General features: G+C 45.8%; 11 protein-coding genes. 5 read left to right on the forward strand and 6 right to left on the reverse strand.

From position 1 onward, the window contains the following. Positions 1 to 70 precede the first annotated feature (70 nt). The 4 genes from CPIN_RS01550 (at position 71) to CPIN_RS01565 (ending at position 7,111) form a co-directional block, all read left to right on the forward strand. Positions 71 to 1,153 carry a hypothetical protein gene (locus CPIN_RS01550; protein ID WP_012787989.1) on the forward strand — a complete coding sequence of 361 codons (1,083 nt, stop codon included), beginning with the start codon at positions 71 to 73 and terminating at the stop codon, positions 1,151 to 1,153. Positions 1,154 to 1,204: 51 nt separating this feature from the next. After that, positions 1,205 to 2,275 carry a hypothetical protein gene (locus CPIN_RS01555; protein WP_012787990.1) on the forward strand — a complete coding sequence of 357 codons (1,071 nt, stop codon included), beginning with the start codon at positions 1,205 to 1,207 and terminating at the stop codon, positions 2,273 to 2,275. Beyond that, positions 2,238 to 4,733 (forward strand): hypothetical protein, encoded by a 2,496-nt coding sequence (locus tag CPIN_RS01560; protein WP_044217618.1) that lies wholly within the window; start codon positions 2,238 to 2,240, stop codon positions 4,731 to 4,733. Before CPIN_RS01555 ends, CPIN_RS01560 begins: the two co-directional genes overlap by 38 nt. Positions 4,734 to 5,170: 437 nt before the next feature. Then, positions 5,171 to 7,111 carry an SPFH domain-containing protein gene (locus tag CPIN_RS01565; protein WP_012787992.1) on the forward strand — a complete coding sequence of 647 codons (1,941 nt, stop codon included), beginning with the start codon at positions 5,171 to 5,173 and terminating at the stop codon, positions 7,109 to 7,111. A 104-nt stretch (positions 7,112 to 7,215) separates the two neighbouring features. On the opposite strand, the gene CPIN_RS01570 is transcribed toward CPIN_RS01565, so the two are convergent. The 5 genes from CPIN_RS01570 to CPIN_RS01590 all read right to left on the reverse strand — a co-directional run bounded on the left by CPIN_RS01570 (position 7,216) and on the right by CPIN_RS01590 (position 11,507). Further along, complete coding sequence (locus tag CPIN_RS01570) at positions 7,216 to 7,857, reverse strand: YoaK family protein (protein ID WP_012787993.1); 642 nt, start codon at positions 7,855 to 7,857, stop codon at positions 7,216 to 7,218. A gap of 6 nt (positions 7,858 to 7,863) precedes the next feature. Further along, the gene (locus tag CPIN_RS01575; RefSeq protein ID WP_012787994.1) at positions 7,864 to 8,337 is read right to left on the reverse strand and encodes a Dps family protein; all 474 of its coding nucleotides are present in this window, start codon (positions 8,335 to 8,337) and stop codon (positions 7,864 to 7,866) included. A 12-nt stretch (positions 8,338 to 8,349) separates the two neighbouring features. Next, positions 8,350 to 8,784, reverse strand: a complete 435-nt coding sequence (locus tag CPIN_RS01580) for a DoxX family protein (RefSeq protein ID WP_012787995.1) — start codon at positions 8,782 to 8,784, stop codon at positions 8,350 to 8,352. Positions 8,785 to 8,799: 15 nt separating this feature from the next. Beyond that, the gene (locus CPIN_RS01585; RefSeq protein WP_012787996.1) at positions 8,800 to 10,695 is read right to left on the reverse strand and encodes an amidohydrolase; all 1,896 of its coding nucleotides are present in this window, start codon (positions 10,693 to 10,695) and stop codon (positions 8,800 to 8,802) included. A 146-nt stretch (positions 10,696 to 10,841) separates the two neighbouring features. Further along, positions 10,842 to 11,507: an isochorismatase family protein gene (locus CPIN_RS01590; RefSeq protein ID WP_012787997.1), complete on the reverse strand. Its 666-nt coding sequence runs from the start codon at positions 11,505 to 11,507 to the stop codon at positions 10,842 to 10,844. Positions 11,508 to 11,829: 322 nt separating this feature from the next. Here CPIN_RS01590 and CPIN_RS01595 point away from each other — a divergent pair, with 322 nt between their 5' ends. Then, positions 11,830 to 14,247, forward strand: a complete 2,418-nt coding sequence (locus CPIN_RS01595) for a glycoside hydrolase family 3 N-terminal domain-containing protein (RefSeq protein ID WP_222838179.1) — start codon at positions 11,830 to 11,832, stop codon at positions 14,245 to 14,247. A 69-nt stretch (positions 14,248 to 14,316) separates the two neighbouring features. Here the strand turns inward: CPIN_RS01595 and CPIN_RS01600 are convergent, their stop codons facing one another. Beyond that, on the reverse strand, positions 14,317 to 15,591 hold the full coding sequence (locus tag CPIN_RS01600; protein WP_012787999.1) for a sensor histidine kinase: 1,275 nt from the start codon (positions 15,589 to 15,591) through the stop codon (positions 14,317 to 14,319). Positions 15,592 to 15,621: the final 30 nt, after the last annotated feature.

Genomic DNA, 15,621 nt, shown 5'->3' on the forward strand with positions numbered 1-15,621 from the left:
AAATCTAACCGCTAAGCCCCAACTTCCCCACCCGAATTACTTATATTTAAGGAGCAAAATGCTTATACCCATGAAACATATTCTGACTGTTAGCCTGCTACTGGTACAATTCCTGTCTGCCAAAGCACAATACCCAACAGATAATGATCTTCCGGAAAAAGCGGAAAGAGTTAAGAAGATAAAGCTGTCTTCGCAACCAGCTGAGATATCAGCACCCGCCGCCCCTATTGCGGGTATCAAGGTGATCCCTTCCTGCGGAGACACCCTCCGGCTTGGTTTCGTTCAGGTAGGTATGGCAAATAAAAAGATCAGTGCCGTACCTGACAAACCCTGGAATGCCTATCTCCAAGATTTTGTAGATACCCGTTTTAAAACGGCATTGACGGCTTCGGGTGCACAGTTGCTCTGGGTAGTCGAAGACCTCCGTATCAACGAACATACTTTTGCCATGAGTGAAAAGGCTTATGTCAGATTAAAAGCCAATGCTTACCTGAGCAGGGACAATGCACACTATCAACTCATAAGTTCACTCGATACGGTATTATTAAAAGGTGGTATGGATGTTACCCACAAACACGATCAGAACATCGCTGAAGTATTCGAACTGCTCTGGGGCAGGTCTGTCGATGCGGCGAATACAGCTACCGGCAACGCCACACTGACCGTAGCAGACGTATTGTCCAAAGAACAAAACCGTTTTGCATTACCCATCCTGCAAACGAGTATCTATAAACCAGGCGTCTACAAAACCTACCAGGAATTCCTGAACAACCAGCCTTCCATTGAGAAGTTCAACGTGGAGATCAAAAAAAGAAAAGTGACCATTCAGGAAATGGACACGAATGATAATGCAGGTCCGGCAGTTGAAAATGCATGGGGTATTTGTAAAGACGGAGAACTGTATAAATACCATAAAGAACGACTGATTCCTATCGAGAAAAGCGGTAACAGTTTTGTACTGTCCAATTACCTGGACGCGATCAACCGCAGAAACAAAGCGATCTTCTGGGGTGCAATGACAGGCGGCCTCGGAGGCGCCGCATTCGGACTTACAACTACCGGTCTTTTTAGCGTAGAGACCATCCCTTATATCACCAGACAGCAACCTGAAGCAACAACAATAGATATTGATAACGGCACCTTGATGTTTTAACAATTCAGTATTACTTTTTTTGGTACATTTATCTCACTTTCCCACCGATCTATGTATCACTCCAAAGTATTGCTGCTACTGCTGGTTTTCCTGGTATTAAATGCTTGTACGTCCAAACGTACACCACCCGAACATGCCTTTTATTACTGGAAATCAGATTATACTTTAATCTATGACCGGTATCCCTCAAGTGATCCGCAGGACTCCCTGAGACGGACTTTTGGTGCATCACACGTTTACCTGCATTTATTTGATGTAGACTGGAGCGAAAACCTCTCTATGCCCATACCTAAGGCAGCATTCAGAGGTATTTATGAGGTATCACAATTCATCAGGGACGGTTATACGCCGGTCGTATTTATCACTAACCGGACCTTCGAAAGAATGCTGGACAGTTCCTGTGCACTGTTGGCCAGAAGAGTCGCTGATAAGATCAATCAGCTGAGCAGTAATATAAAACATACGCATGATTCAGTCGTGCCGCAGGAAAAGCAACGCCCCGAAATCCAGATCGACTGTGACTGGACAGCGGGTACGAAGGATAAGTATTTTCATTTCCTGAAAGAAATCAGACAACTGTTCCCGGATTATACCTTATCTGCTACCATCAGGTTGTATCCTTATAAATACCCTGATAAAACAGGCATTCCTCCGGTTGACCGGGGAATGCTGATGTGTTATAACCTCGGCAATATCAAAGATGTCAGCACCATTAACTCTATCTTTGATGTCAACACATTGAAACAGTACCTCTCTGGCGACGATTATCCGCTTCCGCTGGATATTGCCTTTCCCGTATTTGGCTGGTATGCCTGGTTCAGGGGAAATGAATTCAAAGGGATCGTCCACGACGGACCGGAATTCATTGAAGATACCAGTTCATTTGCCGCAATCGACAAACAACGCTACCGTATTAAGACCGATACTGTACTGGGTGAGAACTATTATCGTGCAGGAGATATACTGCGCATGGAGTACCCCGATACAGCTACCTTACAGACGGCCATTACACTGGTAGAAGAAAAAATCCCCGATTACAAACGTATTGCTTTTTATCACTGGCATCAGTCATCAATTATGACATATGAAAAAGTTATTAAAACGGCTTTTGCTGGCCGTTAGTGTTGTTGCTTTAGTGTTTGTTCCTTATCTGGATACGCAAAGCTGCGGACCGGAATTACCTGATGAAGCTTACCGTTTTGCCCTGTTCCAGCCGGACCTGTCAGGGAAAAACGACCTGGCGCCACTCTATTATTCGATTCCCTTCGTCAGTTATTTTGACTCAGATCCCCGGAAGAAGGATTACTGGAAGAATTGTAATGAATGGCAGCAGCTAACCGGGAAAACAGTCTCTTTAAAGGATATATATACCGTACAGTATGACCTTTCTCCGGACGATTTTCTGTATGCCTATAAGCATAAGCAATGGCAGCAGCTGAAAGACAATTCTTTTGTAAAATGGCTATGTCAACCTGCTCAGAAAGAGGTACTGGACTATATGGCACTGGCCAAACAGATAGAATTCAGTCAGCAGGGCGAACTGGATCCCTGGAACGAAAGAGCTGGCAGCGTCAATACAGATTCTATCCTGCACGTCGTTCGCCAGAAAACCCACACGACAACAATGCCTTTCCTGAAAGACCGTTATGCCTTTCAGCTGGTCAAAATGTATTACTACAATGCAGATTCAGTGTTAAGACCACAGCTGACCGACTATTATAATGCCCATCTGAAGAACCATAAAACGATTGTTGCCGACTGGGCCCTATTATATTATGCCCTGATACAACCAGACAAAAATGAGCGTACCCGCTTCCTGCTGGAAACGTTTGAGCGCTCAGAAAGTAAAAAAGGATTCGTCTTCGGTTACCTGTCAAAACAGGAACTTAAAGATCTTGCAGCCACCAAACCGGATCCGCACCTGTCAGCGTTAATAGCGCTGATGCAGGGATTAAAACAACCGGGGCGGGCATTGGAATACCTGCAAAAACTCTATGAAATAGCACCTGATAATGAATTCCTGCCCATGCTGGTATGCCGGGAAGTCAACAAACTGGAAGACTGGATTTATTCCCCCACCGTACTTGGATTCAATCCAATGATCAATGTAAATACCTTCTATGAAGAAAAACTGGCTGCTGAACAAAACGATCCGGAAAGAGATAATAAGCCGGATACCAGTTATTTCTATTATGCGAAGAAAAACCTGCAGAGCGACCGGGAATATCTCCGTACACTACGGGATTTTCTGATCAGTATGCAGCAAAGGAAAACACCACACAGAGATATGCTACGTCTGGCTATTGCGCACCTGTATAATATGGATGGTCAATATGCAACTGCCGCTACTTATACCGCCGGACTCAAAAACCTGAAGGATAATACCTTCCGCCGGCAGGCAATCGTAGAAAACCTGCTCAGTTCTTTTTATTCAAAAGACCTTCATAGCAATCAGGTGAAACAATACCTGTACGAACAGTTTCATGCCCTGGAAAAAGTCGGCACCATCATGAGAGGGGAACAATTGACATATGCTGAAGATGATTGGAGCCAGAACAGGGATCTGCGTTCGGCACTTTACCTCTTACTGGGACAGCGTTATCGCACACTGGGAGATCATCTGACTGCAGGATTGCTCATACAGCAATCAAAAACAGTGATCAATGAATATACAGGTTATATAGAGGATACCTCCCGGGTCAGTTATTCACGGATCGCTTATTTTGACAAATATGCCGCTCCGGCAGATCTGGATAAGGTGATTGCATTAAAACATAAAACGAATAAAACACCTTTTGAAAAAATGATCTCGCCAGCCATCTGGGCACCTGATGATTTTTACAGGGATGTAAAAGCTACTTTACAGGTACGACAACATCAATTCAAAGCAGCTGCTACTACGCTCGATAAGATAGCGGATGACTTCTGGGAGGTTAACTATGACTATAGTACTTATCTTACCCGGACTTATATCGGCAGTCCGGCATCGCTCATACCTAACGAACCAGTACAAAAGCGTTATCTTTTTGCAAGCAAAAAAGCAATCGTAAAAGACATTGTTTTACTGGAAGACAGTCTGGCGAAAGCTACAGACAATTCCGCCAAAGCACACTTCTATTATGCGCTTGGGAATGCCTATTTTAACATCAGTTACCACGGCAGATGCTGGATGCTAAGCAGTTACGGCAAGTCAAGCAGCGAGCCGCATAGCCAGGAGGAAGATGATTATCAATGGGCTTACTTCTCTTTCTATCCGAATAAGGCGATCTTCAAAAACGATTACTACCGGTGTAATCATGCAATGGAGATGTATGAAAAAGCACGTCAGTGTTCCGGTATACAGAAGGAACTACATGCAAAAGTATTACTCATGATGACGGTATGTGACCAGGCCAGATATAACTTCTTTATCGGAGAATCACGGTACAGTTCAACGAACGGTATTTCCAACTACAAAAAAGAGATTTTACCATACAGCTATCCTTACCTGGCTGTCCTGAAAGAAAGATATGCTGACACGGAAACATTTATCGATGCACGTACCTACTGTCCGGACGTCGACGAATACCTAAAGCACTAGAAAACACTACTTTGGAACAAAAAAATTTATAGAAGTTATGCACATTGCATAACGATGTGATTTACATATTGTAGTGGGGTGTTTTTACACCCGGTTTTATTCTCATTATTCCAAATCATTTTTGCAATTCAGAAAATTGTTATAACCTTTGTATGGTAATCAATTTACAAATGGACACCGATTCCTCTATACGTGCTGACTTGCACTTTTTACACTTCACCATTCTTAACACTTCTCCCCCCGGAATTTAAGTTTACGAACGACGGAAAGTTTTAACAGGCTTTCTGTCAGCGATCTGCTGTAATACAGTTCAAACTGTACATGGCATTGCTATGCACACTTGTACGGCAACGTACGATTTGTCCGCGTATATACATACATACGCGTCAAGGGCATCTTATTTCCATTCACATATATAAACACTAAACAGCAACACTATGCAATCATCTGAAGTGATCAGGTGGCTGATCATGATCGGCCTGCCCATCCTATGTCTTGTATTTTACAAGTACATTCTTCGCGTCTTCTTCGGTCTTGTAATCGTACCGGAAGACAAGATCGGTCTTGTGACCAAAAAATTCGTGCTGATGGGTAAACAGGAGCTGCCCGAAGGACGTATCATCGCTACCGGCGGGGAAGCGGGTTTTCAGGCCCAGACACTGGCTCCCGGTGTATACTTCTGGAAATGGTTCTGGCAGTATGAAGTAACCTTCCAGTCCTTCACCATCATCCCTACCGGTAAAATCGGTCTGGTACTGGCAAAAGACGGTACCCCACTCAATCCGGGTGCTATTCTTGCCCGTCGTGTAGAAAGCGACGCCTATCAGAACGCAGAGGCATTCCTGAACAATGGCGGTCAGAAGGGTCGTCAGACAGCCATTATGACGCCTGGTTCTTACCGTGTGAACACCTTCCTGTTCGAAGTGGAAATCACTGATATGACCACCGTACCTGACAACACGGTCGCTATCGTAACCACCCTTGAAGGGCAGGCTATCGAAAATGGTCAGATCGCCGGTAAGATCATTCAGAACCATAACAACTTCCAGGATGCAGACGCCTTCCTGAGCAATGGTGGGTATAAAGGTTTGCAGGAGCAGGTAATCCTTGCCGGTTCTTACTTCCTCAACCCATGGTTTGCCAAGGTGGAAATGCGTCAGATGACGGAAATCCCGATCAGCCATGTGGGTGTTGTCATCTCTTATGTAGGTAACGAAGGTGAAGACATCAGCGGTACCGAATTCAAACACGGTAATATCGTCGCAAAAAACCATAAAGGGGTATGGGCAGAACCACTAGGACCGGGTAAGTATCCGATCAACTCCTACATCATGAAGGTGGAATATGTACCAACAACCAACCTGGTGTTAAACTGGGCCTCCGCCCGCAGTGAAGCGCACCAGCTGGATAAAAACCTTTCTACCATAACAGTACGTAGTAAGGACGGTTTTACCTTCAACCTGGATGTCGCACAGATCATCCACATCCCTTCTAATGAAGCGCCTAAGGTGATCGCACGTTTCGGTAACATGAGCAACCTGGTAACACAGGTATTGGAACCAACAATCGGTAACTACTTCCGTAACTCCGCGCAGGATGCTGAGGTGATCGACTTCCTGAAGAGCCGTAAGGAACGTCAGGAATCTGCGAAAGCACATATCGGAAGAGTGCTGGAACAATACAACGTATTCGGTGTGGATACCCTTATAGGTGACATCGTTCCACCGGAAAGTCTGATGAAAACACTGACTGACCGTAAATTGGCGGAAGAACAGAAAGTAACTTACGACACCCAGATGCGTGCACAGGAAACAAGGCAGGCACTGGAAAAAGAAACCGCGATCGCCGAAATCCAGAAGGAGATCGTAAAAGCCGACCAGGGTGTATTGATCGCAGAAAGGATTGCCGACGCTGCGGTGAAAAAAGCAACGGGTGACGCGAACAGCGTACGTCTGCAGGCAAACGCGGAAGCTGACAGAATGAAACTGATGGCAAGTGGTGAGGCGGAAAAAGTACGTGTACTTGCGAAGGCAGAAGCAGAAAGAACGGAACTGATCGCAAAAGCGGACGCAGAAAAGATCTCCCTCACAGGTAACGCGGAAGCGGAAAAAATCCTGGCGATCGGTAAGTCAAGCGCCGAGTCTTATAAACTGGCGGTAGAAGCGATGGGTGGTAACAACTTTACGCAATTGAAGGTAATGGAAGCCATCGGTCAACAACATATCAAGATCATGCCTGATATTCTTATCGGTGGTGGCGGCGATAGTACCAACGGTCCGATCGGCGGATTACTCGGTCTCAGACTGCTGGAACAACTGGGCAACAAACAAACAACTGAAGCACAAACAGACAAAGCGGAATCCGCTGAAAATAAATAACCCTTTCATCCATTTCTACATATACGACAAAGGGCTGTCCCGCCAAGGCGGGCAGCCCTTTTCCATTTCCCGTCTTTAATAAATATTCATCCTGTTGTCAGTGATCAGAGAAAACTGATGAACAGCAACAACAATCCTGGTAAAGCAATTGTCCATAACCCGAAGTGGGCCGCCAGAAAGGCGCCGGCCACACAACCGCCCAGGAAACCGCCAATAATAATGAACTGTTTCCCGAACGCCGGACGTTTATCACTGTTCCATACACCTGGCATCAATATCTTTGCGACATCCAGCGTCAGCTGCGTCACATTCCCCGTCATCATGGTCGTAGGCGCATAAGCCGCTGTGGCGTACAGTCGCCCGAAAGCATTCTGTATCCCCATGGCCAGCACCACCACATAAGGTAATACCGCCGACCAGGTAGTGCCTGGCCGGTCAAATGCCAGATCAAATGCACCGGCCACCAGCAAGATGACCCCTTCTGCAAATAACAGGGTATAGCCGCTTTTCAGCTTAGGTGCATACCAGCCGGCACCGACTACCGCCACCGTAAATACCGGGAAAGACAATAGTTTTAACCAGGATTGTGTTCCTGCACCTCTGATCAGGTCATAAGCAAAAACGATAAAGTTGCCTGTCACATGCGCAGAGAATAACTCATCTGCTGCCGTGAAAGTAGCCGCATCGCAGAAACCGGCAGCAAAGGCCAGGATTAAGCTGACAAGGGCAATATTCTTTTTATCCATATCAGATTATCTTAAATGAGCTCTTAACATCCAGGCCATCTTCTCATGCGTCTCCATCAAACCAGTAATATAGTCGCTGGTACCCAGGTCATGCCATTCATTCGCAAAACGGTTCACATTCTCGCGCAGGTGAATGATAATGCTTTCATGGTCTGACAATAGTTCGCGGATAAAACCAGCGCCATCATTGGCCGAACGGCTTTTTTCTGTCAGATGTGTAAGCGACAGGTACTCTTTCAGGGTAGCGGGGGAGTAGTGACCGATAGAACGGATACGTTCTGCAACGCTGTCCATAATCTCGTCCAGTTCTTCATACTGCGCTTCAAAGAATACGTGTTTAGAATGAAAATCCGGTCCTTCTACGTTCCAGTGAGCATTACGCGTTTTGGTATAGAGTACGAATTCGTCTGCCAGTATTTTCATCAGTTCATGTGCTACTGAGGAAAGGTTGTCTTTTTTGATACCGATATTTGGTTCCATCTGCAAATAGATTTACTGTGTTAATATTGAATAGAGGTAGTGATCTGCTGATATCGTACCTGCGCCCATACATAAGAGGAACAGGAAACAAAGCGTATACATATAGGGAACGTCCCTTACTTCAGCATTGTCGTGACGGTGTACGACAAAATAACCGATGGCGGTCACGCCGATAATGGGCAATACAATCAAGCGTGTACCGATACCGATCATCACCAGAAAAGGCGCTACTGTATCTGCCAGGGTAGCCATCATACCATTTAGTTTGTCTGGCAGATGCAAAGGATTAGGCACATGTTCCCGTTCACCGTTTTCTAACCTGAACTTCTTTAGTCCGTGTACCCTGAATAACTCAAATGCCAGCAATACCCGGAATACCAGCAACACCCAGTTATTGAAATCACTGCCTGCATCGGCATACAGCAAATGTTTGATTATCTCAGTCATGCGCTTATTATTGGATTAAAAAGCAAAACAGGAACAACCCAATGCGCCCCAGAATGCTGTATAGTTATTAACTGGCACCTCACTCATACGTGCTTTATCATGATCATGTGCGTGTACGCTACAACTGCCTATACATTGGTGCACGACAGCGCTGATATCAGCAGCAGGAGCAGACGCTGTTTTTGCAGGAGGTGTTTTGGCACTCAGTCTGTTCGAACCGGGATAATAACCATTGTAAATAGCGATAGGAGACCAGTCAGGCAATATCGGGATGGCTGGTGGCGCCCATTGCTGGAAATCATCTTTCGCATACACAATTCGCCCCCCGACGATTGTCAGTTCAGCTTCGATAGACTTGATCGCTTCATCCTCAATGGTGAAATAATCGCTGTCCAGCACTGTCAGATCTGCCAGCATACCTGTTTTGATACAGCCTTTTTTATGCTGTTCACTGGAAAACCATGCACTGCCTTTTGTGTAGAGTTCAAGGGCGGTTTCCCTGCTGAGGCGTTGTTGATTGTCGTAGAGTTCCAGTCCGCCGACGGTCTTACCGGCACTCAGCCAATACAAGCCGATCCAGGGATTATAAGAAGATACACGGGTAGCATCTGTACCCGCACCAACCGGTACTCCCATCTGCAGCATCTTCTTTACAGGTGGCGTCTGAGCAGCAGCAGCCTTACCATATCTGTCCGTAAAATATTCTCCCTGGAAAGCCATTCTGCTTTGTATCGCGATACCTCCTCCCAGTGCTTTTACTCTTTCTATATTTTTCTCATCAATCGTTTCCGCATGATCAAAGATCCAGGAGAGACCATCAAATGGAATATCCCTGTTCACTTTCTCAAATACATTCAGGAAACGGGTGATGCTTTCATTGTAAGTAGCATGTAAACGGAAAGGCCAGCGATTTGCGACCAGCAGTCGTACAACCCTTTCCAGCTCTTCTTCCATCACTTCAGGCAGATCCGGACGAGGGTTCATAAACGACTCAAAATCTGCTGCCGAAAACACCAGCATTTCTCCTGCACCATTATGCCGATACATATCATCCCCCTGGTGGAGTTGCACTGATTTCACCCAGCTATCAAAATCTTCTTCTTCATGTTTAGGACGCTGTGTGAAAAGATTGTAAGCGATACGTACGGTCAGTTCGCCGTTTTTATGCAGTTCATCTATCACTTTATAATCATCCGGGAAGTTCTGGAATCCACCACCCGCATCGATAACGCTGGTTATACCCAGCCGGTTCATTTCCCGCAGATAATGACGGGAAGAATTCATCTGGTATTCGTATGACAACTTCGGCCCCTTGGCTAATGTAGCGTACAAAATGGCAGCACTCGGAGAGGCCAGTAACAATCCGGTTGGTTCTCCGCTGACAGTACGCTGGATCTTACCACCCGGAGGATCAGGTGTATCTTTGGTATATCCTACTGCCTTCAACGCTGCTCTGTTCAACAATGCACTATTATACAGGTGCATGATAAACACCGGCGTATCAGGGGCAATAGCATTGATTTCTTCGAGTGTAGGCATCCGTCTTTCGGCGAACTGAAATTCACTCCATCCACCGATAACACGCACCCATTGCGGAGTAGGAGTGCGGGCCACCTGTTCCTTTAACATCCTCATTGCATCCGCCAGAGAAGGTACGCCATCCCAGCGCAGCTCCAGGTTATAATTCAGACCGCCACGTATCAGGTGTGTATGGGAATCATTAATACCAGGGATCGTACGCTTTCTTTTCAGATCAATCATCTTTGTACTATCGTCTGCATATTGCATCACAGTACTATCATCGCCCACTGCTACAAATTTGCCATCCCTGATAGCAACAGCTGTTGCAGTCGGCTGCTCATGATCTACTGTATGGATATTCCCGTTATAAAGTATTAAATCCGCTTTCATGCTATTGTATTTGAACGGTTGATGCCGTTTATGCAGGACGTCCGCTAATCAGCCTGTCATGCGGAGGCACATAATAACGTGCCTCCGGCACAGGCGCCCTGTCTCGTTGTATTGTGTGCAGTAATAACTGCTATAAAGAATACTGATTAGTGTTTCAGCATGTTGTGTCCGTACTGAATACCGATGCCATAAGCACCACTGTGTTTCTTCATCAGGGTAGTAACCGGTTCATAAGTACCTGTTCTTGCCCAGTCGCGTTGCAGTTCCAGTACATATTGTACGGAAGTCATCGGAATAGCGCCTGCCTGTAACATACGCTGTACCGCTCTTTCGTGCGCTTCAACAGATACGTCTCCGCAAGCGTCCGTGATCACATATACTTCGTAACCTTCTGCGATAGCGGATAATGCAGGTCCTACGATACATACGCCTGTCCACAGACCACCCAGTACGATCTTCTTCTTTCCTTTACCCACAATCGCTCTGTACGCGTTAATATCTTCCCATGTGTTCATGGAAGTCCTGTCGATATAACCGGATGTCGCTTTAGGATAAGCCTCTTCCAGTTCCTGGAATACAGGTCCGCTGAAGCTGTCTTCTGCAACGGTCGTCACAACAGTCGCCACATTAAAAATTTTAGAGCCACCAGCTATCAGTGCTACGTTCTGGCGCAGTTCCATGATATCAATATTCTTGGTAGCAAAGCCCATCTGACCTTCGAAGTCGATCAGTACGAGTGTGTGATTGTCGGGTGTAAGTAATGCAGGTGATGGTTGAGCTTCTGCACCTGTGTGTTTAGTCGCATTAGACATGATCTCTATAATTTAGTGTGTGAATTATGGGATCAAAGGTATTTATGCATGCGCGGGGCGGCAATTGCCATATGCCTTCAAATGTTGTATAAATTATCGAAGGGGCGGTTTAGTTGTAATCATACTCTTTTCTCATAATGATCAGCAGATTAAGCACAGTAAAAAATGAAGATTAAGTGTCCTTTTTACCATTAAAAACGTGCGGATTGAAAATTATTCTGAAATTCCCCGACCTACTTATTATTTTTACTTACAACCTGATTAATTGAATGATTGTCAATTAACTCAACATAGTAGAATCTTATCAACAGGTCCAATGAAAATGAAAAAATTCGCCGGTAACCGTAGTCATTTTATGCTTTGCATTGCAATGCTCGGTCTTGGCACTCAAGCCTTCGCGCAGGTCAAAAAGACCTCCACTACTTCAGTTGTCTACAAAAATGCATCAGCACCGGTTGATGCCAGGGTGAAGGATCTCCTGAAAAGAATGACACTGGAAGAAAAGGTAGGTCAGCTCTGTACCTTGCTGGGATGGGAGATGTATGACAAAAAAGGCGACTCCGTAGGCGTCAGTGACAAGTTTAAATCTGTAATGTCCAAAAGGTATATCGGCAGTTTCTGGGCTACGCTGAGGGCCGATCCATGGACGCAAAAGACATTAGTGACCGGCTTATCGCCTAAACAGGCAGCTATCGCAACCAATGCCCTGCAAAAGTACATGATGGAAAATACCCGCCTGGGTATTCCATTACTGCTGGCAGAAGAATGTCCGCATGGACATATGGCGATCGGTACGACCGTCTTCTCAACGTCTATCGGTCAGGCCAGTACCTGGGACCCTGCGCTCATTCAGGAAATGGCTGGTGCCATTGCAAAAGAAGCACGCGTACAGGGAGCCCATATCGGTTATGGCCCCGTGCTGGACCTGGTACGTGAACCACGCTGGTCCAGACTGGAAGAAACTTACGGGGAAGATCCATACCTGATCAGTCAGATGGGTATCTCTATGGTAAAAGGTTTCCAGGGTAATAGTATCGGCAGTGGCAGCAATGTCATTTCTACGCTGAAGCATTTTACCGCTTATGGTTCTCCGGAGGGTGGTCACAATGGCGGTATTGCGCTGACAGGTCTGCGTGACCTGTACTCTTCCTACCTACCTCCATTCCAGGCGGCAGTGAAGGCTGGTGCACTGTCTATTATGGCTTCTTATAACTCTATTGATGGTATACCGTGCAGCTCAAATAGCTTCCTGTTGAAAGATGTACTGGTAAAACAATGGGGCTTCAGCGGCTTCTCTGTATCTGATCTCGGTGGTATTCCAGGCGTACGTTCTACACACCATATAGCCGCAACGATGGAAGAAGCAGCTACGCTGGCAATTAACGCCGGACTGGATGCAGACCTGGGTGGTGAAGCATATGGCGATGCATTGATCAAAGCTGTGAACAATAAGAAAGTGACAATGACAACCCTGGATACAGCGGTAGCACATGTACTCAGACTGAAATTCACTATGGGACTTTTCGAAAATCCATATGTAGATGTGGATGTAGCAGAGAAAACCGTAGGTACAGCAGCCAACAGGGCGTTATCCAAACGTGTAGCAGCTGAATCTATCGTGCTGATGAAAAACGAGAACGGCCTGTTGCCATTGCAAAAAACGATCAAAAACCTGGCTGTAATAGGGCCTAACGCAGATAATATCTATAACCAGTTAGGTGATTATACCGCTCCGCAGCCACAGGAAAAAATAGTAACGGTACTGGAAGGTATCAAAGCAAAAGTATCTGCTGATACTAAAGTAACATATGTCAAAGGTTGTGCGATCCGTGACACCGCACACGCAAATATCAGTGCTGCTGTAGCTGCTGCGCAACAGGCAGACGCAGTAGTGATCGTACTTGGCGGTTCCAGCGCACGTGACTTCGAAACAACCTTCCAGAGCACCGGCGCCGCTGAAGTAAAAGCTGCAGAAGTAGCCGTAAGTGATATGGAAAGTGGCGAGGGTTACGACAGAGTAAGTCTCGACCTGATGGGTTTACAGTCAAGGTTACTGGAAAGCATCGTCGCAACCGGCAAACCAGTTGTATTGGTACTGATCGAAGGTCGCCCACTCAATATTAACTGGGCCGCTAAAAACGTACCTGCCATCGTAAATGCGTGGTATCCTGGTCAGGAAGGTGGTAACGCTGTCGCGGATGTACTCTTCGGCGATTACAATCCTGCCGGCCGTTTACCTGTATCCATCCCTAAATCTGTGGGTCAGCTGCCTGTCTACTACAACTACAAGAGTGCGGCAAGACATGACTATGTTGAAATGGACGCTAAACCACTCTACAGCTTCGGCCACGGTCTCAGTTACGCCAGCTTCGAATACAAAGACCTGCATTCTGATGTACAGGCCACTGGTAATAACCTGAAAGTAACAGTGAGTTTCAAACTGAAAAACACAAGTACTGTAGCAGGCGATGAAGTAGCACAGCTCTACATCCGTGACGATGCCAGTTCTGTAGTGACTGCTGTAAAACAACTGAAGAAATTCCAGCGTGTACACCTGGCGCCAGGCGAACAGAAAGAAATTAAATTCGAACTGTCTCCTGATGACCTCAGACTACTCAATGTTGATATGAAATGGGTGGTTGAACCAGGTACTTTTACAATGATGATAGGAGCTTCTTCTGAAGATATCCGCCTGAATGGAAAATTTGAAGTAAAACAACAGGTGGCGTGTAAATACTGATCTGGGTTGTTATAAAACATGAAAGGCCGCCAACTTATCGCTGGCGGCCTTTCCTGTTTTATAAAGACTTTAATCCATCAACGTCATATTCACCGGCAACATCTGCTTCTCCGGTATTCCGATAATAAACGTCGCTCCATTATCAATCTCACTCGTCGCTGTAATAAAACCATTGTGCTGCTCCATGATCTTTTTACAGATCGAAAGACCGATACCCGTCCCTTCGATCTCATGATAGCTATGCAAGCGTTTAAACACAACGAATATATCTTCGACATACTGACTCTCAAAGCCAATACCATTGTCAACAACAAAGATCTTATAATAATTACCATCCGGTCTTTCACGCAGATGCGGATCAGGCGATGCCACCAGTTCTGCATAGATACGCACCTCCGGTGACACTTCCTTCTTGCGGAACTTCAGCGCATTGCTGATCAGGTTGTAAAATACCTGTCGCATCAAGGTAGGTATTACCTGTATAGAAGGTAGTTTCTCGATCTTTATACTGGCACTGGATTGCTGCACTTTGATCTCCAGTTCTGTCAGCGCATCGCGTACCAGGTCATTCAGGTCGCATACTGTAAAGTCGCCCCCCTGAATAGAATGCCGGGAAAAACGTAACAGATCGCTCACCAGTTGCTGCATACGAATCGTCGCATTGGTGATCTTCTGCACATATTTATCCACGTCGCCGGCGCTACTCTTCTTCTGAAGGATCATATCACTGAACACCCTGATCTTACGCAAAGGCTCCTGGAGGTCATGTGAAGCGATATAGGCAAACCTATCCAGTTCTTCATTGACAGCTTTCAGGTGAATGTTATTCTGCAACAATTGCCTGTTCAGTTCGCGCACCTTTAACTCAGAGGCTTCTTTCTCCTCAATTTCCCGTTGCAGGGAAGCATTCGTATTCAGCAGCTTCTGTTCCTGCGCAATAAGAGACTGTGTTTTTCGGTACAGTTCAACAAACAGTCCCACCTTTACCCTTAGCAGTTCAGGATTGATCGGTTTGTAAATAAAGTCTACGGCCCCTACCTTGTAGCCTTTAAAGATGGCTTCTTCCTCATGACTATGCGCCGTGATAAAGATGATCGGAATTTCCTTTAGCTTATCCCGCTGATAGATCAGGGCTGCAGTTTCAAAGCCGTTCATATCCGGCATCTGCACATCCATTAGTATCAATGAAAAATCATATTCCTTCAACAGGATCTTCAGTGCAGCCCTGCCCGAGTTGGCTTTTACAATCGTATAGCTCTCCCTTTCCAGGATGGATTCAATCGATAATAAATTATCCGCCCGGTCGTCAACAACTAATATTTTTATTAAGTCCTGTTCGTGCAAAACTGTTTAATTTTTCAAATGAATACGCTA

Source organism: Chitinophaga pinensis DSM 2588 (genome assembly GCF_000024005.1).
Lineage (GTDB): Bacteria > Bacteroidota > Bacteroidia > Chitinophagales > Chitinophagaceae > Chitinophaga > Chitinophaga pinensis.

Bases quoted from the DNA above. Each gene is read 5' to 3' on its own strand.
- CPIN_RS01560 (WP_044217618.1), top strand. From the start codon at position 2,238: ATGAAAAAGTTATTAAAACGGCTTTTGCTGGCCGTTAGTGTTGTTGCT.
- CPIN_RS01565 (WP_012787992.1), top strand. From the start codon at position 5,171: ATGCAATCATCTGAAGTGATCAGGTGGCTGATCATGATCGGCCTGCCC.
- CPIN_RS01555 (WP_012787990.1), top strand. From the start codon at position 1,205: ATGTATCACTCCAAAGTATTGCTGCTACTGCTGGTTTTCCTGGTATTA.
- CPIN_RS01575 (WP_012787994.1), bottom strand. From the start codon at position 8,337: ATGGAACCAAATATCGGTATCAAAAAAGACAACCTTTCCTCAGTAGCA.
- CPIN_RS01550 (WP_012787989.1), top strand. From the start codon at position 71: ATGAAACATATTCTGACTGTTAGCCTGCTACTGGTACAATTCCTGTCT.
- CPIN_RS01585 (WP_012787996.1), bottom strand. From the start codon at position 10,695: ATGAAAGCGGATTTAATACTTTATAACGGGAATATCCATACAGTAGAT.
- CPIN_RS01595 (WP_222838179.1), top strand. From the start codon at position 11,830: ATGAAAAAATTCGCCGGTAACCGTAGTCATTTTATGCTTTGCATTGCA.
- CPIN_RS01590 (WP_012787997.1), bottom strand. From the start codon at position 11,507: ATGTCTAATGCGACTAAACACACAGGTGCAGAAGCTCAACCATCACCT.
- CPIN_RS01580 (WP_012787995.1), bottom strand. From the start codon at position 8,784: ATGACTGAGATAATCAAACATTTGCTGTATGCCGATGCAGGCAGTGAT.
- CPIN_RS01570 (WP_012787993.1), bottom strand. From the start codon at position 7,857: ATGGATAAAAAGAATATTGCCCTTGTCAGCTTAATCCTGGCCTTTGCT.